We start from the raw sequence: 23,825 nt of genomic DNA, 5'->3' as shown, positions 1-23,825 counted from the left end.
CGTGCGGCAACGTGGGGAATGTGAAGTCATGACGTCCAAACGCGCGTTCGTCAGCAAACGCTCAGGGGTACTGCCGATTCGCCTGTATCGCGAAAGTGTTGGTCCACGTGTCGCTCAGCCGGATCTGCGACGGCTTGACCTCGGGCGTGAACGACGCGAGCGCCTTCAACGCCGTGGCGGGACCGTCGACAGGCATCATGCCGTCCGGCGAAAACGCCTCGCGGCAGTTGGCGAAGGCTTTCAGATAGAGTGTCTTGTCGCCCAGTAGATAGGGCTCAGGCACCGTCCTCAGGAGATCGGCGGCAGAGGCGCGCTGGAGCCATTTGTCCGCCCGCACGATGGCATTGGCCAGCGCCTGCACCGTACGCGGATTCTTCTGGATAAAACTTTGCGGCGCGTACATCACGGCGGCGGGCATCGGTCCGCCGAACATGGCGCGGGTGCCGGCTTGCGTACGTGTGTCGACGAGCACCTTGAGGTCGCCCGACTCCTGCAACAGTGTCATCATCGGATCGACGTTGGAGATCGCGTCGACCTGTCCGCCGCGGGCGGCGGCTACCACCGTCGCATTGCTCCCGACGCCGACTATGGACACATCGCTCGGCTTGAGCCCCACTTTCGCGAGCGCCACGTTCACCAGCATGTGCGTGCTCGATCCCGGCGCGCTGACGCCGATTCGCATCCCCTTCAGATCCTTGACCGACTTGACCTCCCCGGCCTTGGCCTTCACCACGCCGAGCACCAGTTGCGGCGCCGCGCCCAACACGGCGAACGCCTGATAGGTGAGCCCCTTGGTCTGCATCAGCAGCGTGTGTTCGAAGGCGCCGGCGCCCACGTCCGCGCTGCCGCCGACGACGGCCTGCAAGGCCTTCGAGCCGCCGGCAAAGTCGTCGATGGTGACGTCGAGCCCTTCATCCTTGAAGTAGCCGAGTTGTTCGGCGATGGTCAGCGGCAGGTAATAGAGGCCGGGCTTTCCGCCGACGGCAATCGTGACCTTCGGCTTTTCGAGCGGCTGGGCGGGCGCGGCAGACGCCCCGGCGCTTAGGCTCAATGCCACGAAGCCCAACGCAATCAGTGTGAAAACGAAAATCAGACGTCCCACGGCATCGCGCACTCGGCGCGCTTCGGCATGTGTCATCGCGTGTCTCCTCCCGCACAATGCAGGACACAGGCGCGCTCCGGCTCGTCGGCTGGAATCGCTATCGGCCCTCCCAAGCATCCACTGCCCCCAATGCCACGGCAAGTTGTGTTTCGGCATGCCAGACATCGCCAACCACGATGCTTGCCGCTACACCCTGCTTCAGGCGTTACGCTCTGTTACGTTACGCGCGCACAAATGATCGACCAGCATGCGCGATGCCACGGGCAGGGCGTCGTAGCGGCGCACGCACACGATCAGACGCCGCTGAGCCCACGGGTCGGTCAGCGGCACGATGCGCAGCGCCTCACCGTCCGTCACCTGCGAGTAGATGCCGACCGCCTCGCGCGGCGCCACCGCCAGCCCGAGATTGGCGCGCACCATGCGGCACACGGCTTCGAACGTCGACACATGGATGCGGAATTTGACGGTCTTGCCCTGCTCGGCGGCCAGGCGGCGCAGCACGGTGTACATGGCGCTGTCCGGATGCACGCCGACTTGATCGAAATCGAGCGTTTCGACGAAAGAGAGTTGCTCCGCGCTGGCCAGCGGATGTTCACGGTGCAGCACGGCCACGATCTGGTCGTGGCGATAGGGAAAGACTTCGACGTCGCGGGTATCGACGGCGTCCCAGCAAATGCCGATGTCCGTGGCGCCGTCGGCCACGCCGCGCACGACCTGCGCACTGGTGTGTTCTTCGAGGTCGACCTTCACCCCTTCATGCCGGCGCAGGAAAGCACCGAGTTCATCGGGCAGGGTTTCGACGATCGAGGAAACGTTGGCGAAGATGCGGATGTGTCCACGCACACCACTGGTGTACTCGGACAGATCGCCCTGCATCTTCTCCAGACTTCGCAGCACGTTGCGCGCGTGATGCAGCAAGGCCTCGCCCGCCGGGGTGGCACGCACGCCCCATTTGTGGCGCTGGAGAAGTGCCGAACCGACAAGTGATTCGAGGTCGTTGATACGCTTGCTGACGGCCGAGGGCGCGATGAATTCGCGCTCGGCAGCGCGGGCAATGCTGCTCTCTTCGCAAACGGCGACGAACAGTCGCAGCGAGACAAGATCGATCCGCCATAGCGCCATGCCTATCTCCCGGAGGCACTGCATTGACAGCGATTTTGCGGTGCATGTCGCAAAAACGCCACTCGCGGCCGCCCCTGACGACGCCGGAAAACAACGCCGAACCGCCAGCGAACGTTCGCAAACCCTCATGAACGACGATGAACGAACGCGGAATCCGGGGAAAAAACGGTGATTCGACGACGCGAAGGGGGAGAACGCGTCAGGCGCCGAACAACACGAAATCGACTTCAAGGCAGCAGGTTGCACGCCGCCATCAGACGTCGGGCGTCCGTCTCAACTGCCTGCGCCGGTCCCTCCCAGGACAGCCACTAGCGCATCGCTCCTGCGAGCAGAACGGCACTCCAGCCGCCGTCCGCCGTGTCGAACGATACCTCGGGCGGTGGTGCCGACGCCAAGGCCATGAACAGCCAACATTTGCAAATGACAATCGCAATCATTTTGTTGACGCTCAATCATCCCGGCTTCGTTGCCGGGTCTGCTTTGACTATAGTGCGGCACTATCAGGGCGGCAACCACCAATCCTGTCGAGAGATCACGAGACTGGGGGAGTGTTGTGCGCTCACCCGCGCCGCGCAATGGCACGGGCCAGCACCAGCACCGGCAGCAGTCCCACGAGCACGAGCGTCAAGGCCGGCACAGCGGCCTCGGCAAGGCGCTCGTCGGCCGCCAGATGGCTCGTGACGACCGCCAGCGTGTCCATGTTGAACGGCCGCAGCGCGAGCGTGGCAGGCAGTTCTTTCATAACGTCGACGAACACGAGCAGTGCCGCCGTCAGCACGCTGCCGCGCAGCAGCGGCAGATGCACCCGGCGCAGCATCGACCAGCCGCCCACACCAAGGCTGCGGGCGCTGGCGTCGAGACTGGGGGCGATGCGGGCGAAACCGGCATCTACACTTTGCAACGCCGCCGGCAGGAATCTCACGACATAGGCATAAATCAGCACGCCCCCCGTGCCCGCGAGCACCAGACCATCCGCGCCGAATACGTTGCCCAGCCAGGTGTCGAGATGCAGCACGGGTGTGAGAATGCCCAAGGCGATAACCGCACCGGGGATCGCGTAGCCAACACCCACGAGCCGTACGGCGATGCGTGTCACGCGCCCCGGCGCCAGTCGCTGGGCGTAACCAAGCACGATGGCAAAGACGCTCGCGACGAACGCCGCCACGCCCGCCAGACGCACGGTGTTGTAGACCCATTCGCCATAACGCGGCCAAGGCACCTGATCCAGTTCGGAGACCGCGAGTCGCAGCATGATGAGCGCGGGCAGCACGAAGCCGATGACGAGCGGCAGCGCGCAGGCAAGCGTTGCCAGTGCCGCACGTCCGCCTCGCAGGCGAGTGCGTCTCGACGTCGTCGGCGCCCGTCCCGGCGCCCCGTAATACCGCAGCCGCGTCCGGCTGCGCGCTTCCGCGATCAACAAGACGAGGACGGCAAACAGCAGGCACGCAGAGAGTTGCGCCGCGGCCACCCGGTCCCCCATCGACAACCACGCACGGTAGATACCCGTCGTAAACGTCGGCACCCCGAAGTAAGCGACCGCCCCGTAGTCGGCGAGCGTCTCCATGAGCACGAGCGCCACCCCCGCGACTAACGCGGGTCGCGCGAGCGGCAACGCCACGCGCACAAACGCCTGCACAGGCGTACACCCGAGCGTGCGTGCCGCCTCGAAGAAGCGCTGGCTGTGCTCCATAAAAGCGGTGCGCGCCAGCAGATAGACGTAGGGATAGAAGGCCCCCGTGAAAACCCACGCCGCGCCATACCACGAACGCACCTCCGGAAACCACGCCACACGGTCGACCGAGAGCAGCTTGCGCAATACGCTCTGCACCGGCCCGGCGAACTGGAGGAAGTCGGTGTACGCGTAGGCGGTCACATACGCGGGCATCGCGAGCGGCAGGATCAGTGCCCACTCGAGCAGACGTCGTCCGGGAAACGCATAGTGAACAACAAGCCATGCACTTGCCACGCCCATGACGAGTACCCCGGCACTCACCGCCAGCGAGATGCGCAGCGAATTGAGGGCATATTCGGGCAGCACGGTGTCCAGCATATGGGTGAGGATGGCGCGCGTATCGGCATCTCCCGCCCCCAGCGCCGCCACGATGCCGAACATCGGCACAAGCACGATCAGCGCCGGGGCCCACGCCACCCACCGCCACGCCCACACGCCGCAGAGCCTGCGCGCACGCCCGCGCCGGGCGGCAGGGGAGGCATAAGCTGAACTGCCGGGTAACGGCGTGTGTGCGGCCCCGGCGAGCGCAGCAGGCGTGACCCGGCCCTCAGCCGGATCACTCGCCCCGGGCGAAGTATCGACGAAAACAGAATCGGTGGCGGCGCGTGACGGAGGCGTCGATGACATCGGCAAATCGAGACGGGTAGCAGTGAATGGGCGGACGATCCGGTGGTGGCTTGAAATACGCCGGTGACGGCCAGTCGCCGTGCGCCTTGCATCGCCGCAAGGGAACCAGCGGACGTTCACCGGTCTAAAGCGGTGTAAATTATACGCATTCGCGATTAGGACTCTGACGCAGCAGGAAATAGAAAGTGCCCGGCCGTCAAACCAAGCCACCGATTCGCCCCCGTTCATCTGTTTCCGTTGACGTGCTCGCGTCGACACACGCTACGCCAATGCCTCTGCCTTATCTGCTGCTCGACCACATCTGTGTGAATTACGATGCCGCCGGCCACGTCCATACGGCCGTTCGCGACCTGTCGTTATCGCTTGCGCGCGGCGAAATCGGCTGCCTTCTTGGCCCGTCCGGCTGCGGCAAGACGACGGTGCTGCGCGCCGTGTGCGGCTTCGAGCCGCTGGCGGGTGGCCGCATCGTCCTCGACGCACACGAGGTGGCCAACGCGCAGTTGAGCGAGCCGCCCGAGCGTCGTCACGTCGGCGTGGTGTTTCAGGATTACGCGTTGTTCCCGCATCTGAATGTGGCCCAGAATATCGGCTTCGGCCTTGGGCGCATGGCGCGAGCCGAGCGTCAGGACCGGGTGCAGACACTCGCCGAACGGGTCGGACTGGGGGGTGCGTTGCGCAAGTATCCGCACGAACTTTCCGGCGGCCAGCAGCAACGCGTGGCGCTTGCGCGCGCACTGGCGCCTTCCCCCGCCCTGCTGCTGCTCGACGAGCCGTTTTCGAATCTCGATCTCGATCTGCGTGAACGGCTGGCGGTGGAGGTGCGCGAGATCATCCGGGAGAGCGGTGCGACGGCGATTCTTGTCACGCACGATCAGCACGAAGCCTTCGCAATGGCCGATCGCATCGGGGTGATGCATGCGGGCGCAATTGCCCAGTGGTCGCCCGCGCGTGAGCTGTGGCGTACGCCCGCCAATCGTGTGGTTGCGGATTTCATCGGCCGCGGCGCGCTGATTCCGGGCACGTTCCGGGGCAATGCCGAGGGTGGCGGCATCTCGCTCGAACTGGGGGAAATTGCCGTCGTGCCGGCGCTGGCGGATAAATTGTTGCGCGCGGCGGCGAAAGACGCGTATCCGGTGAACGTCGACGTGCTGCTGCGAGCGGACGACATTGTGCACGACCCCGCCAGTCCGTTCGAAGCCACGCTCGTGAGGCGTGCGTTCCGCGGTGCCGACCAGCTTTACACGCTGCGTCTGGCGTCGGGCCGGGAGGTGATCGCACGCGTCGACGGCGAGTTGATACACGAGGCGGGCGAGCGCGTGGGGTTACGTCTGGCGGTGCAGCATCCGGTGGCATTCACGGTCAGTGGTACCCCGGCCTGACGCGCCGGCAGCACACCGTCACTCAGAGGCTGGTAAAATCCGGCAAAATGGATGGGCCTATGAAACAGTACCTCGACTTCATGCGCCATGTACTCGAACATGGCACAGACAAGACCGACCGCACGGGCACGGGCACGCGCTCGGTGTTCGGTTATCAAATGCGCTTCGACCTGCAGGAAGGATTTCCGCTCGTCACGACCAAGAAAGTGCATATCAAGTCCATCGTGCATGAACTCCTGTGGTTTCTGCAGGGCAGCACGAACGTGCGCTATCTGCAGGAAAACGGGGTGTCGATCTGGAACGAATGGGCCAATGCCGACGGCGAACTCGGTCCGGTCTACGGCGCCCAGTGGCGCTCGTGGCCGACGCCTGACGGCGGTCATATCGACCAGATCACGCAAATCGTTGACCAAATCCGCGCCACACCGGACTCCCGCCGCCTGATCGTCTCTGCATGGAACGTCGGAGAGATTCCGCGCATGGCGCTGCCGCCGTGCCACGCGTTCTTCCAGTTCTACGTGGCAAACGGCAAGCTGTCGTGCCAGCTTTACCAGCGCAGCGCGGATATCTTCCTCGGCGTGCCGTTCAATATCGCAAGCTACGCACTGCTCACGCACATGATGGCGCAGCAGACGGGGTTGGATGTCGGCGACTTCGTGTGGACGGGCGGCGACTGCCATCTGTACAACAATCATTTGGAACAGGTCGCCACGCAACTCGCGCGTGAGCCGTTCCCGCTGCCGAAGCTCGAGATCGCGCGCAAGCCCGACTCGATTTTCGATTACCGTTTCGAAGACTTCCAGATCGCCGGGTACGAAGCGCATCCGCACATCAAGGCGCCGGTGGCCGTATGACGATTCTCACGCTGGTCGTTGCCCGCGCCGAAAACGGCGTGATCGGGCGCGACAACCAATTGCCGTGGCGTTTGCCGGAAGATCTCGCCCACTTCAAGCGGACAACGCTCGGCAAGCCGATCGTCATGGGACGCAAGACCTACGATTCGATCGGCCGTCCGCTGCCGGGACGCCGCAATATCGTAGTGTCGCGCAATCCGGATCTGAAAATCGATGGCTGCGAAGTGGCCGGCTCGCTCGTCGATGCGATGCGGCTATGTGTGGGCGCCGAGGAAATCTGCCTGATCGGCGGCGCGCAGTTGTACGCGGAGTCGCTGGCGAGCGCGGACAAGGTGATCGTCACGGAGATTGCGAGAGTTTTCGAAGGCGATGCTCACTTCCCCGATCTACCTGCGACTCAATGGCGGGAAACGGCACGTGAGACGCACCACTCCCCCGCCCCGAACGACTTCGATTACGCATTCGTCACCTACGAGCGAATTTGATGTGACGGCGCGCACGCGCGCGCCGTTCTCGCTCTCGTTCTCACGCCGGGCATCCGGGTCAGACGTGCAGGTTGGCGTGCGGCACATGCGCTGCCGCACCGCCTCCACCGTCGGCCTCCGGCACAATTCCCTCGGAAACATACACGCGGTCACGGCCGAGGCGCTTGGCCGCGTACAACGCTTCATCGGCCAATGCGATCAGGCGCTCCGGCGTATCGCCGGCATTCCCCTGCTGTGGCACGTGCGTCGCACACCCGACACTGACGGTCACAACCCCCCGTGGCCCCGGAGCGGGCCTCGCCAACGCCCGCACGCCCTCCGTTACACGCGTGGCGACGAAATATGCGCCACTCGCATCGGTTTCGGGCAGAACGATCACGAACTCTTCGCCACCGTAACGCGCCACGATATCCGCCGGCCTATGCGTCGCCCGCATGATGGCCAGCGCGACATGCTCAAGGCACTCGTCACCCACGGGGTGGCCGTACTGGTCGTTGTAACGCTTGAAGTAATCGACGTCGATCATCAACAGCGATAACGGGTGCCCGGAGCGACGTGCCTGCTCGAAGTCCTGCGGAAACCGGTCGTTGAAGTAGCGACGATTGAAGATGCCGGTGAGCGCATCGCGGTTGCTGTATTCGATCAATCGCAGATGCGCACGCGTGAGTTCTCGATACAACCGCGAGACTTCCCATACGAGCACGCAAACGAGTAACCCCGGCGCCGACATGCTGAACAGCCGCGCCATGTACCAGCCCAGCGAGAATCGCACGGTGCTCATCAGGCTGAGCACGGTGTCCGTCACGCACGCAAGGACTGCCAGCGCCATCCACAAATCCAGCACGGTACGCAGACGGCCGATCGCCAGCACGGCACCCAGCGCGACGAGATTCACCACCAGCAACACCACGCCCGCGCCCCGCGCGGAGAAGTCCCCCGGTGCCGTCGCCTGTGCCAGCGCCGGCGGCAACTGCACGGCCAATACCGTCACGCAGAGCAACACACCTACGATCAGCGGCAAGCCGACGAAAAGCCACAACGCCCGCCCCGTCGGTAGCAATTGCGTCACGGACTGCAACACGAAAAGACGCCGCGAGATCATGGCGATGAGCACAAGCAAGGGAAAACCCATGTGCCAAATCGCCCAGATCCAGCCGGATGTCGTCGGAAACGCACCAAATAAACCCTGCGGCGAGAACAGGCCCGGGAACGTCAACAACTGCATTGCAACGGTCAACGCCGTGAACGCATAGGCACCGGCAAGCAGCCCGAACACCGGTAGCCGGCTCACCTGAAACTGCGCCGCCAACAGAAACGATGCAATCGCCGCCGTCGTGAACACGGTCAACCCGCACATGGGCAAAAATGGCGCGACCGCCGGCAACGCCGCCGTCGCCCGCGGTGCCGTCAATATCAGAGCGGCAAGGATCGCGATCGCCAAACAGCCAGCCAATGCCCGCTGCCCCCTCGATGCCCGCTCCATCAGAAAGCCGTCCATGTCCGTCCCCTTCGCCGTTTTTTCGAAGCCCCGTGCAGCCCCATGCAGCCCCGGCATCATGTGGCACCGTGAACGCCCCCCCCTTCCGACTACCGTTTAGCCGCAGCATGCACCAATTCATCCCCCCTGCCAATGTGCCTTTTTTTCTCTTCGATTGTCGCTCTGACTTACCCTTAACACCCCCCTCCAGACGGATCGGGGCCCCTTTCCGCCTCTCAGACATAAACCCAACTCGCTGCAGAAAGGAGCCCCGATCCGTCTCCACCCTCGCCTTCGGGAGTCTGTTCCTTCCCCCCCCCCCATGCAAAAAACGGCGTCGACCAGCTATCGTCAGATAACCCGTCGACGCCGCATTGTCTACGTCGTCCGCTCTCCCCCCCCTCACCTGGATGAGGGGTTATGTGCTTTTTGAAGTACTCAACCGCCTAGGTACGCTTCCAGTACTCGAGGGTTACCCAGCAGGTTGCGGCCCGTGTCCTCCAACACCACTTTGCCAGTCTCCAGCACGTAACCGTGTTGCGCGATTTTCAACGCCTGCCTCACATTCTGCTCCACCAGGAAAATGGTCAGCCCATCCGCGTTGATCTCTTTTAATGTGCTGAAAATGCCCTGCACGATGATCGGCGCGAGACCCATCGACGGCTCGTCAAGCAACAGCAAGCGCGGACGCGCCATCAATGCACGACCAATCGCCAACATCTGCTGCTCGCCCCCCGACAAGTTGCCCGCCATCTGGTCGATTCGCTCCGCCAGTCGCGGGAATCGCTCCAGCACCTTGTCCAGATCCGGCTTCACGTTCTGCTTGTCTCTACGCGTGTAGGCGCCCAGCTCGAGGTTCTCGCGTACCGACATTGTCGTAAGCGTAGCTCGGCCCTCCGCCACCTGCACCAAGCCGCGCTGCACGATCTTGTTCGGCGCCAAACCACCTATCTCTTCGCCCTGGAACAGAATCGAACCGGACTGCCTCTTGATGAGTCCGGACAGCGCCAGCAGCGTCGTCGACTTGCCCGCGCCATTGGCCCCCACAAGTGAAGTGATTTCATGCTCGCGCAACGAGAAATCAACACCTTTCACCGCTTCGATATGCCCATAGGCCACCTTCAGGCCCTTCACTTCGAGCAACACACTCATGCCTTGTCCTCCGCGCCAGCCGCAAGCGCAGCCATATCGTCGTCGTCATCACGGCCAAGATATGCCTCGATGACCTGCGGGTTGTGCTTGATCTCGTCAGGGTTGCCCTCGGCAATGATGCGGCCGAAGTTCAACACCGCGATGCGTTCGCATAACCCCATCACGAAGCGCATGTCGTGCTCGATCATGAAAATCGTGTAACCACGCGCCTTGATGTTCTCGATCTCGCTCATGAGATCGACCTTCTCACCCGTATTCATGCCCGCCACCGGCTCGTCGAGCAGCAACAGCTTGGGCTCGGTCGCAAGCGCACGCGCCAGTTCGAGCTTGCGCTGGTCGCCATACGAGAGGTTGTCGGCAATGTCGTACGCCTTGTGATCGAGCTTTACCCACGAAAGCAACTCGTGAGCGCGCTCGCGCGATCGCTTCTCCATCTCCCGAAAACCCGGCAGCGAAAGCAGCAGGCCAGCCGGGCCGTAGGAAAGATGGCGGTGCATGCCAACCACCACGTTCTCGATCAGCGTCATCTCCTTGAAGATGCGAATGTTCTGGAACGTGCGGGCAATGCCCCGCTGCGTGATCTTGTGCGGCTTCTGCCCCACAAGACTCTCGCCGTCGAACGTGATGCTGCCGCCCGTCGGTTGCAACAGGCCGGTGATCAGGTTGAAAACGGTCGTCTTACCCGCACCGTTCGGGCCGATCAGACCGAAGATGGTGCCCTGCGGCACCTCGATGTTCACGTCCTGCAGAACGTGCAATCCACCGAATCGTTTGGAAATATTGGAAAGCTTGAGCATGTCGTGTCCCCCGTCCGCTTACGTGGAAGAGGCCGAACGCGCCTTGTCGGCACGGAACCAACGGCGAAATCGCATCGGATCCCAAATACCCTTGGGCAGAAACAGCACGATCAGCACCAGAATCAGGCCGTTGACCACAAGGCGGAAGTCGTTGAACGCACGCAGCAATTCGGGCAACAACGTAAGAATGGTGCTGCCCAGTACAGGCCCCACCAATCCGTTGATACCGCCCAGAATTGCCATCGTCAGAATCTCGACGCCACGGTCGAAACCGAATTCGTTCGGTCCGATGAAGAACGTCAGATGCGCATTGAGCGCCCCTGCCAACCCGGCAAGCACCGCCCCCAGCACGAACGCCAGCATCTTGTAGCCCGTGACATTGATGCCCATGAGGCCCGCTGCCGTCTCGTCTTCCTTGATGGCCTCGAAGGCACGACCGACCTTCGAGCGGCGCAGACGCCACAGCGCGGCCAGTACGATCACCACGGCAGCCGCCACGTGCCACCACTGGGTGAGCTGCGGAATGCCGTTCAGGCCCAACGCACCGCCTGTCAGGTCTTCGGTGTTGAGAATCAGCACACGCACGACTTCACCGAAGCCGAGCGTCGCCATCGCCAGATACACACCCGACAGACGCAGCGTCGGCTTGCCGATGATGAACGCGACAAGCGCCGGCGCCGCCATGCCACCCGCGAGCGACACCGCGAACGGCGTGTCGTAGTTCATCGTGAGCAACGCGGCGGTGTAGGCACCAATGCCCATGAACGCCGCATTGGCCATGGCCAGCATGCCGCACGAGAGCGTGAGGTAAATCGACAGGGCCAGCAACGCGTTGGTGCCAAGAGTCAGCACCAGATTGCTGTAAACCGCCCAGAAATTATTGAACCAGTCCATTGCGCCCCCGTGATTACGCTTTGCGTTCGAGCACTTTGCCGAACAACCCCTGCGGACGCACCAGCAGGATCAGGAACAGCAGGCCGAACGCCACAGCGTCGCGCATGTTCGAACCGATGTACGCGACCGACATGACCTCGGCAAAGCCAAGAAACAAGCCACCGATCATCGCACCACGGATGTCGCCCATACCGCCCAGAATGATCACCGCGATACCTTTGTGCAGCATCGGCTGCCCCATCAGCGGGAACACCGCGTTGGAGTACAACCCGATCAGCACGCCAGCCATGCCACCCAACCCCGCCGCCGCAAACGACGTCGCCAGGAACAGACCCTCGACGTTGATCCCGAGCAAATAGGCTGCCTTCGGCGATTCGGCGATGGCACGCAGCGCGCGGCCCAGTTGCGTCTTCTTGATCGTGGCGATAAGCACGGCCATGAGCGCAAACGAGATGAAGATGATCGCGAGTTCGAGCACCGTCATGTGAACGCCGGCGACCGTCAGGGTCTCCTGCGACACGACGTCGTACGGGAAACGCAGATTTTCCGCACCGAAAATGCCCTGCACACCGTTGTTGAGCAGAATGCCCACGCCAATGGTGGCGATCATCGGGATCAGGTGAGGCGCGCCGCGTTTGCGCAACGGCTTGAGCACCAGCACGTCGATGAGCAAACCCAGCGAGCCGGCCACGATAACCGCCGTCAGGATGGCCGCCCAAAGCGGCAGATGAAGACGCACGACGGCTTGCAGTGCCGCATAGGCGCCGACCATGAAGACCGCGCCGTGCGAAAGATTGATGACGCCAAGGATGCCGAACACGAGTGTGAACCCGAGCGCGAACAAGGCGTACACGCACCCGAGGGAGAGCGCGTTGACGAGTTGCTGTTCCAGCATGGTGTGTATTCCAGCCTGAGGGACAAAGGCACGCACCGCAAGGGGGTACGGCGTGCGCCAGAAACGCCGATGGGCGTAGCGCCTTTCGGCCCTACGCCCATGCGGACTTCTTCAAGTACTGCCGGGCTGCTTACTTCTCGATGACGTACTTGCCACCCTTCGTCACACTGACGATCGGTGCCTGTTGCGCATCGTAGCCAGCCGGCTTGCCGTTCTTGCCCATGGCCTGACGGAACGCAAACTTGCCCGTAGCACCTTCGTGCGTAACCTTCGGCAACGCGTCGCGCAGTGCCTTACGATCCGCTTCCAGGTTGCCCGAGATCTTCACGTTCTTGATGGCACCAGCCGCAATGTACATCGCGTCATACGCCTGCGCCGCGAACTGATCCGGAGTCACGTTGTACTTGGCCTTGTAGGCACCGATGAACTTCGTGTTGGCCGGCGTGTTGTTCTCGATCGACCACGGGCTACCCACCCACAGGCCATCCGAGCTGCCCTTGGCCAGATCGAACACCTTGACCGAGTTCATGCCGTTACCACCAATGAACGGCACGTTGATACCCAGTTGGCGGGCCTGCACCATGATCGGCGCACCTTCGGCAATCAGCGCCGACAGCACGATGGCGTCGGGCTTGCTCGCCTTGATCTTCGTGAGCTGTGCCTTGAAGTCCACGTCGCCCTTGGCGAACGTTTCGGTCGTCGTGACCGGGATCTTCAGATCCTCAAGCGCCTTCTTGAAGTTGTCGTAGCCGCTCTTGGTGAACACGTCGTCGTTACCGTACAGCACCGCAACCTTCTTGATGCCCGTGTGCTTGGCCGCCACCTTGATGGTCTCCGGCAGCACGTCGGCTTCCGTCACCGAGTTGCGGAAGATGAAGTCGCCGATCGACGTAATGCCGTCAGCCGTGTTCGACGTACCGAACGCCACCGTCTTGCCGGCTTGTGCGATCGGATCGGCAGCCTGTGCCGAATTCGACAGCGTCGGGCCGAACACCATGAGCACCTTGTCCTGGAAGATCAACTTCTTGAAGACGTTGATCGCCTCTTCCTTCTTACCCTGCTCATCTTCAACCTGAAGGACGAGCTTGTTGCCATTGATGCCGCCGGCAGCGTTGATTTCGTCAGCAGCCAGCTGGAAACCGTTCTTGATGGCCGCGCCATATTGCGCAGCACCGCCCGACAGTGCTTCGGCCACACCAATCTTCAGATCGGCTGCGTGGGCCGCAGCCACCATCCCCGTAGCGACAAGCGCGCTCAGCAACTTGGTCATGGTGCTTTTCATGAGTCCTCTTCCTCCAATACCTAGTCTCTAGTTATGAGAAGGCGCGCCTTATGAGCGCGCCCATTACCCTAACTACCGTGTCTGTTCTTAAGCCACGGCTTAAGAAAACTCCTAAGGATAACGCAAACCGCCTGTACCGGACACGGGGCAAAGGGTTTTTGCATTGTTATGGCGCATAAACGCAACGCGTTTATCGCGCCATAACGGCTTTTTGCAGCATCAATGACCGGCGATGGTCATTTGTTCAATCAGGATTGACCCGACCTCTTTCGTACCGCGCACGAGCGTATCGGCCCCAATCGCAACGATCTGGCGAAACATGTCGGTCAGGTTGCCCGCCAGCGTGATTTCCTCAACCGGGTATTGAATCTCGCCGTTCTCGACCCAGAAGCCCGACGCGCCACGCGAATAGTCACCCGTCACGTAGTTCACGCCCTGCCCCATCAGTTCGGTAACGAGCAGGCCCGTACCCAGCTTGCGCAACATCGCACGGAAGTCGTCCGTCGGCGCCGTGAGCTTGCTGTACATGCGCAGGTTGTGGGAACCGCCAGCGTTGCCGGTCGTCTGCATACTCAGCTTGCGCGCCGAGTACGTTGAAAGGAAGTAGCCCTGGACCACGCCGTCGCTCACGACATCGCGTGCGCGCGTCTTCACGCCTTCCTCGTCGTACGGGGCACTGCCCATGGCACGCGGCACATGCGGATCTTCGTGAATGCCCACGTGGTCGGCGAACACCGGCTTGCCCAGCGTGTCGACAAGGAACGTGGCCTTGCGGTACAGTGCGCCGCCACTCACCCCCTGCACGAACGCCCCCAGCAAACCGGCGGCGAGTGGCGCTTCGAACAGCACAGCGCATTTGCGTGTGGAGAGCTTGCGGGCGTGCAGGCGCGCCAGCGCACGCTCGGCGGCGTAGCGGCCCACCGCCTCGGGCGACGCCAGATCCTCGGCAGCGCGCTTGGACGAATACCAGTCGTCGCGCTGCATATGGCTGCCCGAACCCGCGATCGGCGAAACCGACAGGTAATGGCGCGAATACGGATAGCCCGAGAGGAAACCACGGGTCGTGCCGAGCATGAACTGCGAATGCTGCGCCGACACGCTCGCGCCTTCGGAATTGCGGATGACCGGGCTCACGTCGAGCGCCGCCTTCTCGGCGCGACGCGCCAGTTCCACCGCTTCATCCGCCGTGATGCGCCACGGATGGAACAGCGACAGATCCCGCGGATGCATTTCCAGCAGTTCGGACTCGGCGAGCCCGGCACAGTCATCCTCCGCCGTAAAACGGGCGATGTTGTAGGCGGCGTCGACCGTGTCGTGCAATGCCTTGCGCGAGAAGTCCGACGTGCTGGCGTTGCCGCGACGCTGACCGATGAAGACCGTCACGCCCACGAGCTTGTCGCGGTTGCGCTCGATGGTCTCGACCTTGCCGCGCCGCACCGAGACCGACAGACCGTCGCCCTCAGAGATTTCGGCGGCCGCATCGGTTGCGCCGAGCGAACGGGCGTATTGCAGTACGTCGCTGACGATTTCCTTGAGTTGATCCTGGGTATGCGTGAAGTGCTGGGTCGCTTGGGACATCGGCGCGATTGGGTCAGTGGCTGAATAGGAACCGCCATCTTAGCGCGACTTCCCCACCGTCGTGCGTGGGCCCAGCAACTATTTGGACGGCGCGCGCCGCGTTACAATAACGCCCATGACGCACATTCAACGCTTTAACCGTATCGCCCACAGCGAGCTTGCCGACGAAGGCCCGAGCAAATCCCAGCGCAAGCGCGAGTCGCATGCCCTCCAGGATCTGGGCGAAGAACTGGTCAACCTTGGCAAGGACGCGCTCGCCCGCGTGCCTATGCCCGATAACCTTGAACGGGCCGTCCGCGACTGCCGCAAGATCACCGCACACGAAGGCCGCCGTCGACAGATGCAGTACGTGGGCAAGCAAATGCGCACCCTCGATGAGTCCGAAGTCGAAGCAATTCGCCGCGCCCTGGATGTCATCAACGGTGTCTCGAAGGCGGAAACGGCCAAGCTGCACGCGCTCGAACGCTGGCGCGAACGCCTGCTGACCAAGGACGAAGCCCTCACCGAGCTGCTCGCCCAGCATCCGGGGGCCGATGCTCAGCAACTGCGCACGCTCGTTCGCAATGCTCGCCGTGAACAGGCTGCGCAAAAGCCGCCCAAGGCCTTCCGTGAACTGTTCCAGGCCCTCAAGGACCTGCTTGGCACCGGATCGCCCAGTACCGCCGAGTCTTCGGAAAATGCGGATAACGATTTGCCGGAATTCCCAACTCGTGAGGAAGATTGATGATCGCGCGCTCACATCCGGACGAACTCCGCGTAGGCCTCGTCTCGATCAGTGACCGGGCGAGTCAGGGCACGTACGAGGATCAGGGCATCCCGGCGCTCAAGGACTGGCTTGCCAGCGCGCTCGCCTCACCGTGGGTGGCCGAAACCCGCCTGATTCCCGACGACGCCGATGGCATCACCGCAACGCTGATCGAGCTTGTCGACACCATGGCGTGCGATCTGGTGCTCACGACCGGAGGAACAGGACCCTCGCGGCGCGACGTCACGCCGGAAGCCACGCTGCGCGCGGGCACGAAGGAAATGCCGGGCTTCGGGGAGCAGATGCGCCAGATCAGCCTTCGCTTTGTACCGACTGCGATCCTCTCGCGCCAGGTGGCCGTGATCCGCGAGACGGCAGATCACGCCGCGCTCATTGTCAACCTGCCTGGTCAGCCCAAGTCGATCAAGGAAACCCTCGAAGGGTTGCGCGACGCCGACGGCAAGTCGGTCGTGCCCGGCATTTTTGCCGCCGTGCCGTATTGCATCGACCTGATCGGCGGGCCGTACATCGAGACGGACGAAGGCATCTGCAAAGCCTTCCGCCCCAAAAGCGCGATTCGCGCACCGAAATCGGCGTGACCGTCTGCCATCCTGATTTTCCGGATCGCCCGGTTCGGTAATCCAAAACAAAACGCCAGCGATATCGCTGGCGTTCGTTATCATGCGGCGGGCATCAGGGCATCAGGCCGGGGCCGATGCCGGGGTGTCAGGTGCGCCGGGCACGGCCGTTTTCAGGAAATGCTCGCGGTAATACACCAATTCGTCGATCGACTCGTGGATGTCGGCCAACGCAGTGTGAGCCGCGCGCTTGGTAAAGCCCTTGTAGACCGTGGGTTCCCAGCGCCGGCACAGCTCCTTGAGCGTGCTGACGTCCAGATTCCGGTAGTGGAAGAACGCCTCGAGCTTGGGCATGTACCGCGCCATGAAACGGCGATCCTGACAGATCGAGTTACCACACATCGGCGACTTGTTCGGCGGTACGTACTGGGACAGGAACTCGATCAACTGGGCTTCGGCCGAGGCTTCGTCAACGGTTGACGCCTTCACGCGGTCGATCAGCCCCGAACGGCCATGCGTCGACTTGTTCCAGTCGTCCATGCCGTCCAGAACGGCGTCCGACTGATGAATCGCGAAGACCGGTCCTTCGATACGACGCGTCAGCGCAGAATCCGTGACGACGACCGCCACTTCGATAATCCGGTCGCTATCGGGCTGCAAACCGGTCATTTCCATGTCGAGCCAGACCAAATTGAACTCGGCCCGTGCGAGCGTCGTCTCTGCAGCGGCAGACGTGGGATTTTGGGATGGAGTGACAGACATGATCGGAAGACTCTGGAAAACGCATCGGTAGGCGACCGGCGCGGCGCCTGGCCGGTCGAAAGAACTTATAATTCTCGCATACTTCGGATTCTTCTTAAGCGCATGTTCACTTATCTCTTCGTGATCTTCCTGCTGGCGATGGTCATGACCAAACTCTGGCTGGCCGCTCGTCAGGTTCGCCACGTGGTCGCCCATCGGGCGGCCGTCCCCGAGCGGTTCGCCGACACGATCACGCTGACCGACCACCAGCGCGCCGCCGATTACACGGTCGCTCGCACGCGCCTGGGCATGGCGGAGATCTTCGCTCAGGCGGTGCTGCTCGTCGCATTCACACTGCTTGGCGGGCTGAATCTACTGCACATCGGCATCTCGGAATGGCTCGGCGAAGGGTATGTGGGCCAGATCGCGCTGATCGCCGCCGTCCTGCTGATCTCCGGCATCGTCGACCTGCCCTTCACTTACGTGCGGCAGTTCGTGATCGAACAGCGGTTCGGCTTCAACCACATGTCACTCGGGCTATTCATTGCCGACTTGCTCAAGGGCACGGCCATCGGCATCGTGCTCGGGCTGCCGCTGCTCTTTGTCGTGCTGTGGCTGATGGAACGCGCGGGGCCACTGTGGTGGATATACACCTGGATCGTGTGGGTCGCGTTCAACCTGTTCGTGCAGTTCATCTTCCCGCACGTGATCGCACCGATGTTCAACAAGTTCGAACCGCTCTCGGACGCATCGCTGGCACAACGCATCGAAGGACTCATGCAGCGATGCGGTTTCGCAGCTCGTGGCCTCTTCGTGATGGACGGCTCGAAGCGTTCGGCACACGGCAACGCGTACTTCAGCGGATTCGGCCGCGCCAAGCGCATCGTGTTCTTCGATACGCTGATCGAGCGACTCTCCCCCGCAGAAATCGAAGCTGTGCTGGCGCACGAGTTGGGCCACTTCAAGCGCCGCCACATCACCCAACGTCTGATCACCGCCTTCGCGTTATCGCTGGCGTTCCTTGCTCTGCTTGGATGGCTGGCCGGACGCACGTGGTTCTACACCGAACTCGGCGTGATGCCATTGATGACCGGCAGCAACAATGGGTTGGCGCTGGTGCTGTTCTTCCTCGTGCTGCCCGTGTTCGGCTTCTTCGCGAGCCCGCTGAACAGCCTGACGTCTCGCAAGCACGAATTCGAGGCCGACGCGTTCGCCGCCAGCCAGACCCAAGCGAGTGATCTGATCAATGCCCTCGTGAAGCTCTACCAGGACAACGCATCAACGCTCACGCCCGACCCGGTGTACACCGCTTTCTACTACTCGCATCCGCCTGCATCCCAGCGCATCGACCGTCTGCTGGGGCATGCATGAAGCGAAACAGCAGAAGTAAGGCCACGCCGGTCGAGACGACAGACCAGGAACGACGCCACGGCCGTGTGGCGGCAGCCCACGGCCGCCACTATGTCGTGGAAGCCGACGATGGCGAAACGGTGCTGTGCTTCCCGCGCGGCAAAAAAAGCGAAATTGCCGTTGGCGACGAAGTTGCCTGGGCCCGCACGGGCGATCAGGGGGTCATCGAAGAGATTCTGCCGCGCCGCAATCTGCTCTATCGTTCGGACCAGTTCAAAAGCAAGCTCTTCGCCGCCAACATTGACCAGTTGGTCATTATGCTGGCGACCGAACCGTACTTCAGCGAAGATCTGCTCGGCCGCGCGCTCGTGGCCGCCGAAGCCAATGAGTTGCGCCCGTTGATCGTGCTCAACAAGACGGATGTGGTGGATGCCCTGCCTGCAGCGCGCGAGCGCCTGGCGCCATATCGCGCGTTGGGTTACGAGGTGCTGGAGCTTTCCGTGCGCGCCGATCCGGACACTGCGACGCGGTTGTTGCTGCCGCGCCTCGCGCATCAGGCATCGTTGTTGCTCGGGCAATCGGGCATGGGTAAATCCAGCCTCGTGAATCTCGTAGTGCCCGACGCCGACGCTGCAACGCGCGAAATCTCTACGGTGTTGAACTCAGGTAAGCACACGACTACCTTCACACGCATCTTCCATCTGCCCGAAGGCGGCCTGCTCATCGACTCACCGGGCTTTCAGGAGTTTGGTCTGCACCACCTCAAAGAAGGGGCGCTGGAGCGTGCATTTCCCGAGTTTCGCCCGCTGCTCACCGGGTGCCGGTTCTACAACTGCCATCACCTGAAAGAGCCGGGTTGCGCCATTCTTGAGGCCGTCGCCGACGGACGGATCTCGAAACAGCGGCATGCGCTTTACGCACAGCTCGTCCACGAATCGGAGCAACAGATCCCATATTGAGGCGTCCCTCAGACTCCGATCCGCAATAAGAAACCCCGCCTCTGCGGGGTTTTTCATAGGTGCTGCCGCTTGAACTATCAGCCCAGCCACACAGCGAGGGTCAGGAGCAACAGCAGGAGCATCCACAACAGGACAGCGCGCCACACCAGACCCACGGCCGCTTGAAGCGTGCGAGGCGTGCATTCGCTGCCGACCGGCAAGACAGCGTCATCGACTTGATTAAGCGCGTCGACGCTGGAGACTTCCGCCAACGGCCCCGTGAGTCGCGCGCCGAGGGCACCGCTACCCGCCGCCAGCAGAATGCCTTCGTTTTCGTTCGGCCACTGCTTTGCGTAGTGACGCCATGCGTAAATCGCGTCTTCAAAGTTGCCGACGATAGCAAAACCGATCGCCGTCAAACGTGCCGGCACCCAGTCAATGACATAGAACGCCTTGCGTGCAAAGGCGCCGAACGCCGGGCTACGATCAGGCGCGTTTTCCGTCCAACGTCGCGACAGGTATTCCGCAAGGCGGTACAGCACCGCCCCCGCCGGACCAACCGGCATCAGGAACCAGAAGAACACGCCGAATACGTGACGATGTGAGGCAATGACCGCATGCAACAGCGTGTGGCGCACGATTTCGTCCACCGGCATGTCGACCGTGTCGATACCAATCCACTGGCGCAAGATCTCACGCGCCTCGTTCACGTTGTCGTTGTTCAGTGCGACGTGAATGTCAGTGAAGTAGTGACTGAACTGACGGAATCCCATCGTCAGATAAACGATGAACACGTTCCAGGCGAAGCCCAGGAAAATATTCACCCGCATAAGCAGGTAATAGATGACGCCGACCGCCAGCACAAACGGCAACACGACGACCATCCACGCCAGCACACCGTGACGCGGCTGCCCCGCATCGAAGGTCTGCGACGTGTGGATCGCGTGGGAGCGAATCAGGTTGTAGATCGGGTTTTGCGTGGAGAGCGCACGCACCTGCTCGAGGATCAGCGCGAGGAGTACCGAAAAGAATGTCATGCGTGCGTTCAGATCACCAGACGGAATGGTGTAACGATAGCACAGCTTCTCGCGAATGCCCGCCCCAAGCGCCTCTGCGGCGCACTCACTTCACCATTCGAGCAGACAACGCGCAAAAACGATTCGCCTTTCGCATCAGGCCCGCAAGAGTTGGTAAAAATTACGCAGCATGCCGGCCGTCGCGCCCCAGATGAAATACTCTCCCCCCGTTGGCTTCGGATAAGGCATCGCGTAAAAGCGACGCTCGCCCACCTGATAGTTGAAAACGCGGATCTGATGATGTGCAGGGTCCATCAGGAAATCGAGCGGAACCTCGAAAATCTCGTCCACTTCACCAGCATCGGCGACAAGATCGAATGGCGGCTTGACCAGACCCACGACCGGGGCGACGCGAAAACCCGTTCCCGTGATGTAGTCCGGCAAGCGGCCGATCACTTCCACCGCTCCCGAATCAAGTCCGATTTCTTCTCGCGATTCGCGTAGGGCTGTCGCGATCGGCGTGGGGTCATCAGGCTCGCGGCTGCCGCCAGGGAAACTCACCTGTCCGGCATGCGTGCTGAGATGTTGCGTTCGTCTGGTGAGCAATACCGTGGTGCCGTGCGGACGCATGACCAGCGGCACGAGCACGGCGGCGGCGCGCGGCGTGAACAGTGACGGGGAGACGACCTCGATAGCACCCGACTCCGGTGTCCAGATCGGCGGACTGGCAAGGCGGTCTCGCAATGCTTCGGGGGTCAACCGCTCTGCCGGCACCGTGGGCTCCCCTTCGCCCGTCGAGACGATGGGTAACGCTTCAGGATGCAGAATGAGAGGCGGCGCCACGTAGACCTTTGAACGAGGGAGAACTTTGCTATTTTAGCGAGGAAGCCAGAAATGCGTACACGCAAAGAAAATGCCAATCCCCCGGCAATTCGACGCATTCGATGGCGATGACGCGCTGCCGCATTTAAATATATGTGGCGCAGCACAATGAAAAAAGCACCCCGAAGGGTGCTTTTTCCATGCGGCTTTGGCTGCGCCCGGCCACGAGGTCGCCAAGCGCAGCGGCGTCCGATTTACTCGGCAGCAGCAGTGGTCTTGCTCTTGAACGTGAGCTTTTCCTTGATACGTGCCGACTTGCCCGAACGCTCGCGCAGGTAGTACAGCTTGGCGCGGCGAACATCACCACGACGCTTGACTTCGATGCTGGCGATCAGCGGCGAGTACGTCTGGAACGTACGCTCAACGCCTTCACCCGACGAAATCTTGCGAACGATGAACGCCGAGTTCAGGCCACGGTTACGCTTGGCGATCACAACGCCTTCGTAAGCCTGCACACGCTTGCGCGTGCCTTCCACAACGTTCACGTTGACGATCACGGTGTCGCCCGGGGCGAAGTCGGGGATCGTCTTGTTCGCGGTCAGACGCGCGATTTCTTCCTGCTCGATCTTAGCGATCAGATTCATTTACCACTCCTTGTGCCATCGTATCGGCGTTATATACCGGCATGCCGGCCCCGACAGAGGATGGGTTCAAACCGAATGCCGTCCCCATGACGACACCCGCTACCTACTTGGCCGACGTATCGGCCCGCAGGCTTGCCAGCCACGCCTCATCGGCACGGCTGAGCAATCCGTTGGCGCGTGCGCTCTCGATCAGATCGGGACGCTTGCGCCAGGTATTGGTCAACGCCTCGCGGCGCCGCCATTTTTCAATCTCTGCGTGATGCCCGCCCAACAGCACATCCGGCACGCGCACACCTTCGTACTCTTCCGGCCGCGTGTAATGCGGGCAATCGAGCAGTCCGTTCACGAAACTGTCCTGCTCGGCCGACTGTTCGTCGTTCAGCGCGCCCGGCAACAGCCGGATCAGCGAGTCCATCAAGGCCATGGCGGGCAACTCCCCCCCCGACAGCACGAAATCGCCAACGCTGACCTCTTCGTCCACCACTCGATCAATCAAACGTTGATCGATAGCTTCGTAGCGGCCACAGAGCAGAATCAGCCCCTGCTCCTGTTCGCGCAACTCGACAACCCGGCGGTGCGTGAGCGGCTTGCCTTGCGGTGACATCAACAGCACACGACCCCGTGACACGCCGGCTTCAGCCTGCGCCGCTTTCGCTGCGATAATCGCATCGTCAAGCGGCTTGGCGAGCATCACCATGCCGGGGCCGCCGCCATAGGGCCGATCGTCGATCGTGCGGTAATTGTTATGCGTGAAATCACGCGGATTCCAAAACCGCAGACCGTAGCGCGACTGCTTGAGCGCCCGGCTGGTGACGCCCCAGTCGGTCAGCGCCCGAAACATCTCGGGAAAGAGCGTGACGACGTCAAACTGCATCAGACCGGTTCCGTCCAGAGGTGCCCGGACGCAACAACGGCCGGGCGATCAATCGGTATCTCAGTAATCGAGACCCCAGTCAGCCACAATGCGTCCAGCCTCGACATCGACCGTCTGCACATATTGGCTTACGAACGGGATCAACCGCTCGGCGGTCTTCGCCGGCTTATCGTCGGCGGCAGGCACGTCATAGACGACACGCAATACAGTGTGCACACCGTTATCGAGCAAACCGACGACCTTACCCAGCGATTCGTCCTGCAAATTCGTTACCTGGGCGCCAATCAGGTCCACCCAGTAGAACTCGTCTTCGCCAGCGCTCGGGAACGCACTGCGCGGCACCCAGACCTGAAGGCCCTTGAGCGCCTCGGCAGCAGTCCGGCTGTCGCTGCCGCGCAATTGCGCAACGACCGTACCGGAATGCCCCCGGCTGTGCAGCACATTGGCCTTAGTGTAGACCGACTCACCGGGACGACGGAAATACCAGCATTCCGCAGCCAAGAGCCCATCGCCCTTACCTGTGTGCGGCTGCACCTTAATCCAGCCGCGAATCCCGTAGGCGTCGCCGATATAACCCAGCTCGACGAGATCGTCGGGCACTTCGGCCACCGGGGCGAGCACCTGCTCTGCGCGCATGCCAGCGGCACGCCGTGCCTCAGCACCGATTTTCAGCGGTACCCGCTCACGCGCGGGTCGAGCGGAACGAACCATGCCAATCCAACGTTGTGACGAACACACGGC

The 23,825-nt window shown here is 62.1% G+C and carries 23 protein-coding genes; 7 read left to right on the top strand and 16 right to left on the bottom strand.

What is annotated here, in order from left to right; translation table 11 throughout:
- Window positions 1-61 precede the first annotated feature (61 nt).
- The 3 genes from PHO31112_RS04560 to PHO31112_RS04550 all read right to left on the bottom strand — a co-directional run bounded on the left by PHO31112_RS04560 (window position 62) and on the right by PHO31112_RS04550 (window position 4,583).
- Window positions 62-1,138: an ABC transporter substrate-binding protein gene (locus tag PHO31112_RS04560; RefSeq protein ID WP_150619425.1), complete on the bottom strand. Its 1,077-nt coding sequence runs from the start codon at window positions 1,136-1,138 to the stop codon at window positions 62-64.
- A gap of 162 nt (window positions 1,139-1,300) precedes the next feature.
- Window positions 1,301-2,224: a LysR family transcriptional regulator gene (locus tag PHO31112_RS04555; RefSeq protein WP_150619424.1), complete on the bottom strand. Its 924-nt coding sequence runs from the start codon at window positions 2,222-2,224 to the stop codon at window positions 1,301-1,303.
- A gap of 559 nt (window positions 2,225-2,783) precedes the next feature.
- Window positions 2,784-4,583, bottom strand: coding sequence for an ABC transporter permease (locus PHO31112_RS04550; protein WP_150619423.1), 1,800 nt, complete (start codon window positions 4,581-4,583; stop codon window positions 2,784-2,786).
- Between the two features lie 269 nt (window positions 4,584-4,852).
- On the opposite strand from PHO31112_RS04550, the gene PHO31112_RS04545 reads away from it, so the two are divergent.
- From PHO31112_RS04545 to PHO31112_RS04535, 3 genes are read left to right on the top strand one after another with little or no spacing between them, the layout of a single operon-like run.
- Window positions 4,853-5,962 (top strand): ABC transporter ATP-binding protein, encoded by a 1,110-nt coding sequence (locus PHO31112_RS04545; protein ID WP_150619422.1) that lies wholly within the window; start codon window positions 4,853-4,855, stop codon window positions 5,960-5,962.
- A 59-nt stretch (window positions 5,963-6,021) separates the two neighbouring features.
- Window positions 6,022-6,816 carry a thymidylate synthase gene (locus tag PHO31112_RS04540; RefSeq protein WP_150619421.1) on the top strand — a complete coding sequence of 265 codons (795 nt, stop codon included), beginning with the start codon at window positions 6,022-6,024 and terminating at the stop codon, window positions 6,814-6,816.
- The gene (locus PHO31112_RS04535) at window positions 6,813-7,301 is read left to right on the top strand and encodes a dihydrofolate reductase (protein WP_150619420.1); all 489 of its coding nucleotides are present in this window, start codon (window positions 6,813-6,815) and stop codon (window positions 7,299-7,301) included. The genes PHO31112_RS04540 and PHO31112_RS04535 overlap by 4 nt, the downstream gene beginning before the upstream one ends.
- 58 nt (window positions 7,302-7,359) lie before the next feature.
- On the opposite strand, the gene PHO31112_RS04530 is transcribed toward PHO31112_RS04535, so the two are convergent.
- The 7 genes from PHO31112_RS04530 to pmbA form a co-directional block, all read right to left on the bottom strand.
- Window positions 7,360-8,799 carry a sensor domain-containing diguanylate cyclase gene (locus tag PHO31112_RS04530; RefSeq protein WP_150619419.1) on the bottom strand — a complete coding sequence of 480 codons (1,440 nt, stop codon included), beginning with the start codon at window positions 8,797-8,799 and terminating at the stop codon, window positions 7,360-7,362.
- Window positions 8,800-9,216: 417 nt separating this feature from the next.
- On the bottom strand, window positions 9,217-9,930 hold the full coding sequence (locus PHO31112_RS04525; RefSeq protein WP_150619418.1) for an ABC transporter ATP-binding protein: 714 nt from the start codon (window positions 9,928-9,930) through the stop codon (window positions 9,217-9,219).
- Window positions 9,927-10,727 carry an ABC transporter ATP-binding protein gene (locus PHO31112_RS04520; RefSeq protein ID WP_150619417.1) on the bottom strand — a complete coding sequence of 267 codons (801 nt, stop codon included), beginning with the start codon at window positions 10,725-10,727 and terminating at the stop codon, window positions 9,927-9,929. The genes PHO31112_RS04525 and PHO31112_RS04520 overlap by 4 nt, the downstream gene beginning before the upstream one ends.
- 18 nt (window positions 10,728-10,745) lie before the next feature.
- Window positions 10,746-11,621, bottom strand: a complete 876-nt coding sequence (locus tag PHO31112_RS04515) for a branched-chain amino acid ABC transporter permease (protein WP_150619416.1) — start codon at window positions 11,619-11,621, stop codon at window positions 10,746-10,748.
- Between the two features lie 13 nt (window positions 11,622-11,634).
- Window positions 11,635-12,516 (bottom strand): branched-chain amino acid ABC transporter permease, encoded by an 882-nt coding sequence (locus PHO31112_RS04510; RefSeq protein WP_150619415.1) that lies wholly within the window; start codon window positions 12,514-12,516, stop codon window positions 11,635-11,637.
- Window positions 12,517-12,646: 130 nt separating this feature from the next.
- Window positions 12,647-13,798 carry an ABC transporter substrate-binding protein gene (locus PHO31112_RS04505; RefSeq protein WP_150619414.1) on the bottom strand — a complete coding sequence of 384 codons (1,152 nt, stop codon included), beginning with the start codon at window positions 13,796-13,798 and terminating at the stop codon, window positions 12,647-12,649.
- Window positions 13,799-14,017: 219 nt separating this feature from the next.
- A complete protein-coding gene (pmbA, locus tag PHO31112_RS04500; protein WP_150619413.1) occupies window positions 14,018-15,376 on the bottom strand; it encodes a metalloprotease PmbA in 1,359 nt (452 codons plus the stop codon).
- 106 nt (window positions 15,377-15,482) lie between these two features.
- On the opposite strand from pmbA, the gene yjgA reads away from it, so the two are divergent.
- Window positions 15,483-16,100, top strand: coding sequence for a ribosome biogenesis factor YjgA (yjgA, locus tag PHO31112_RS04495; RefSeq protein WP_425495160.1), 618 nt, complete (start codon window positions 15,483-15,485; stop codon window positions 16,098-16,100).
- On the top strand, window positions 16,100-16,720 hold the full coding sequence (mog, locus tag PHO31112_RS04490; protein WP_150619411.1) for a molybdopterin adenylyltransferase: 621 nt from the start codon (window positions 16,100-16,102) through the stop codon (window positions 16,718-16,720). The genes yjgA and mog overlap by 1 nt, the downstream gene beginning before the upstream one ends.
- A 102-nt stretch (window positions 16,721-16,822) precedes the next feature.
- On the opposite strand, the gene orn is transcribed toward mog, so the two are convergent.
- Window positions 16,823-17,461, bottom strand: a complete 639-nt coding sequence (orn, locus tag PHO31112_RS04485) for an oligoribonuclease (RefSeq protein WP_150619410.1) — start codon at window positions 17,459-17,461, stop codon at window positions 16,823-16,825.
- Window positions 17,462-17,563: 102 nt separating this feature from the next.
- Here orn and PHO31112_RS04480 point away from each other — a divergent pair, with 102 nt between their 5' ends.
- Together PHO31112_RS04480 and rsgA are read left to right on the top strand one after the other, a co-directional pair.
- On the top strand, window positions 17,564-18,811 hold the full coding sequence (locus tag PHO31112_RS04480) for a M48 family metallopeptidase (protein WP_150619409.1): 1,248 nt from the start codon (window positions 17,564-17,566) through the stop codon (window positions 18,809-18,811).
- Window positions 18,808-19,749: a ribosome small subunit-dependent GTPase A gene (rsgA, locus tag PHO31112_RS04475; protein ID WP_150619408.1), complete on the top strand. Its 942-nt coding sequence runs from the start codon at window positions 18,808-18,810 to the stop codon at window positions 19,747-19,749. The genes PHO31112_RS04480 and rsgA overlap by 4 nt, the downstream gene beginning before the upstream one ends.
- A 77-nt stretch (window positions 19,750-19,826) precedes the next feature.
- Here rsgA and PHO31112_RS04470 read toward each other — a convergent pair whose 3' ends face one another.
- The 5 genes from PHO31112_RS04470 to rimM form a co-directional block, all read right to left on the bottom strand.
- Entirely contained in the window at window positions 19,827-20,765 is a 939-nt protein-coding gene (locus PHO31112_RS04470; protein WP_150619407.1) for a CobD/CbiB family protein, read from the bottom strand.
- Between the two features lie 135 nt (window positions 20,766-20,900).
- Window positions 20,901-21,587: a CoA pyrophosphatase gene (locus PHO31112_RS04465; protein ID WP_246177748.1), complete on the bottom strand. Its 687-nt coding sequence runs from the start codon at window positions 21,585-21,587 to the stop codon at window positions 20,901-20,903.
- Window positions 21,588-21,820: 233 nt separating this feature from the next.
- Window positions 21,821-22,210: a 50S ribosomal protein L19 gene (rplS, locus tag PHO31112_RS04460; RefSeq protein WP_010807534.1), complete on the bottom strand. Its 390-nt coding sequence runs from the start codon at window positions 22,208-22,210 to the stop codon at window positions 21,821-21,823.
- A 103-nt stretch (window positions 22,211-22,313) separates the two neighbouring features.
- Window positions 22,314-23,084 carry a tRNA (guanosine(37)-N1)-methyltransferase TrmD gene (gene trmD, locus PHO31112_RS04455; protein WP_150619406.1) on the bottom strand — a complete coding sequence of 257 codons (771 nt, stop codon included), beginning with the start codon at window positions 23,082-23,084 and terminating at the stop codon, window positions 22,314-22,316.
- 60 nt (window positions 23,085-23,144) lie between these two features.
- Entirely contained in the window at window positions 23,145-23,795 is a 651-nt protein-coding gene (gene rimM / locus PHO31112_RS04450) for a ribosome maturation factor RimM (protein WP_246177746.1), read from the bottom strand.
- Window positions 23,796-23,825 lie beyond the last annotated feature (30 nt).

Origin of the sequence: Pandoraea horticolens, from assembly GCF_902459555.1 — a bacterium.
Taxonomy (GTDB): Bacteria; Pseudomonadota; Gammaproteobacteria; order Burkholderiales; family Burkholderiaceae; genus Pandoraea; species Pandoraea horticolens.
The sequence above is the reverse complement of the archived record's forward strand: the minus strand, read 5'-3'. Positions and strand labels throughout refer to the sequence as shown.

Excerpts from the sequence above, each read along its gene's own strand:
- PHO31112_RS04560 (WP_150619425.1), bottom strand. The coding sequence starts at position 1,138 with ATGACACATGCCGAAGCGCGCCGAGTGCGCGATGCCGTGGGACGTCTG.
- PHO31112_RS04555 (WP_150619424.1), bottom strand. The coding sequence starts at position 2,224 with ATGGCGCTATGGCGGATCGATCTTGTCTCGCTGCGACTGTTCGTCGCC.
- PHO31112_RS04550 (WP_150619423.1), bottom strand. The coding sequence starts at position 4,583 with ATGTCATCGACGCCTCCGTCACGCGCCGCCACCGATTCTGTTTTCGTC.
- PHO31112_RS04545 (WP_150619422.1), top strand. The coding sequence starts at position 4,853 with ATGCCTCTGCCTTATCTGCTGCTCGACCACATCTGTGTGAATTACGAT.
- PHO31112_RS04540 (WP_150619421.1), top strand. The coding sequence starts at position 6,022 with ATGAAACAGTACCTCGACTTCATGCGCCATGTACTCGAACATGGCACA.
- PHO31112_RS04535 (WP_150619420.1), top strand. The coding sequence starts at position 6,813 with ATGACGATTCTCACGCTGGTCGTTGCCCGCGCCGAAAACGGCGTGATC.
- PHO31112_RS04530 (WP_150619419.1), bottom strand. The coding sequence starts at position 8,799 with ATGGACGGCTTTCTGATGGAGCGGGCATCGAGGGGGCAGCGGGCATTG.
- PHO31112_RS04525 (WP_150619418.1), bottom strand. The coding sequence starts at position 9,930 with ATGAGTGTGTTGCTCGAAGTGAAGGGCCTGAAGGTGGCCTATGGGCAT.
- PHO31112_RS04520 (WP_150619417.1), bottom strand. The coding sequence starts at position 10,727 with ATGCTCAAGCTTTCCAATATTTCCAAACGATTCGGTGGATTGCACGTT.
- PHO31112_RS04515 (WP_150619416.1), bottom strand. The coding sequence starts at position 11,621 with ATGGACTGGTTCAATAATTTCTGGGCGGTTTACAGCAATCTGGTGCTG.
- PHO31112_RS04510 (WP_150619415.1), bottom strand. The coding sequence starts at position 12,516 with ATGCTGGAACAGCAACTCGTCAACGCGCTCTCCCTCGGGTGCGTGTAC.
- PHO31112_RS04505 (WP_150619414.1), bottom strand. The coding sequence starts at position 13,798 with ATGAAAAGCACCATGACCAAGTTGCTGAGCGCGCTTGTCGCTACGGGG.
- pmbA (WP_150619413.1), bottom strand. The coding sequence starts at position 15,376 with ATGTCCCAAGCGACCCAGCACTTCACGCATACCCAGGATCAACTCAAG.
- mog (WP_150619411.1), top strand. The coding sequence starts at position 16,100 with ATGATCGCGCGCTCACATCCGGACGAACTCCGCGTAGGCCTCGTCTCG.
- orn (WP_150619410.1), bottom strand. The coding sequence starts at position 17,461 with ATGTCTGTCACTCCATCCCAAAATCCCACGTCTGCCGCTGCAGAGACG.
- PHO31112_RS04480 (WP_150619409.1), top strand. The coding sequence starts at position 17,564 with ATGTTCACTTATCTCTTCGTGATCTTCCTGCTGGCGATGGTCATGACC.
- rsgA (WP_150619408.1), top strand. The coding sequence starts at position 18,808 with ATGAAGCGAAACAGCAGAAGTAAGGCCACGCCGGTCGAGACGACAGAC.
- PHO31112_RS04470 (WP_150619407.1), bottom strand. The coding sequence starts at position 20,765 with ATGACATTCTTTTCGGTACTCCTCGCGCTGATCCTCGAGCAGGTGCGT.
- rplS (WP_010807534.1), bottom strand. The coding sequence starts at position 22,210 with ATGAATCTGATCGCTAAGATCGAGCAGGAAGAAATCGCGCGTCTGACC.
- trmD (WP_150619406.1), bottom strand. The coding sequence starts at position 23,084 with ATGCAGTTTGACGTCGTCACGCTCTTTCCCGAGATGTTTCGGGCGCTG.
- rimM (WP_246177746.1), bottom strand. The coding sequence starts at position 23,795 with ATGGTTCGTTCCGCTCGACCCGCGCGTGAGCGGGTACCGCTGAAAATC.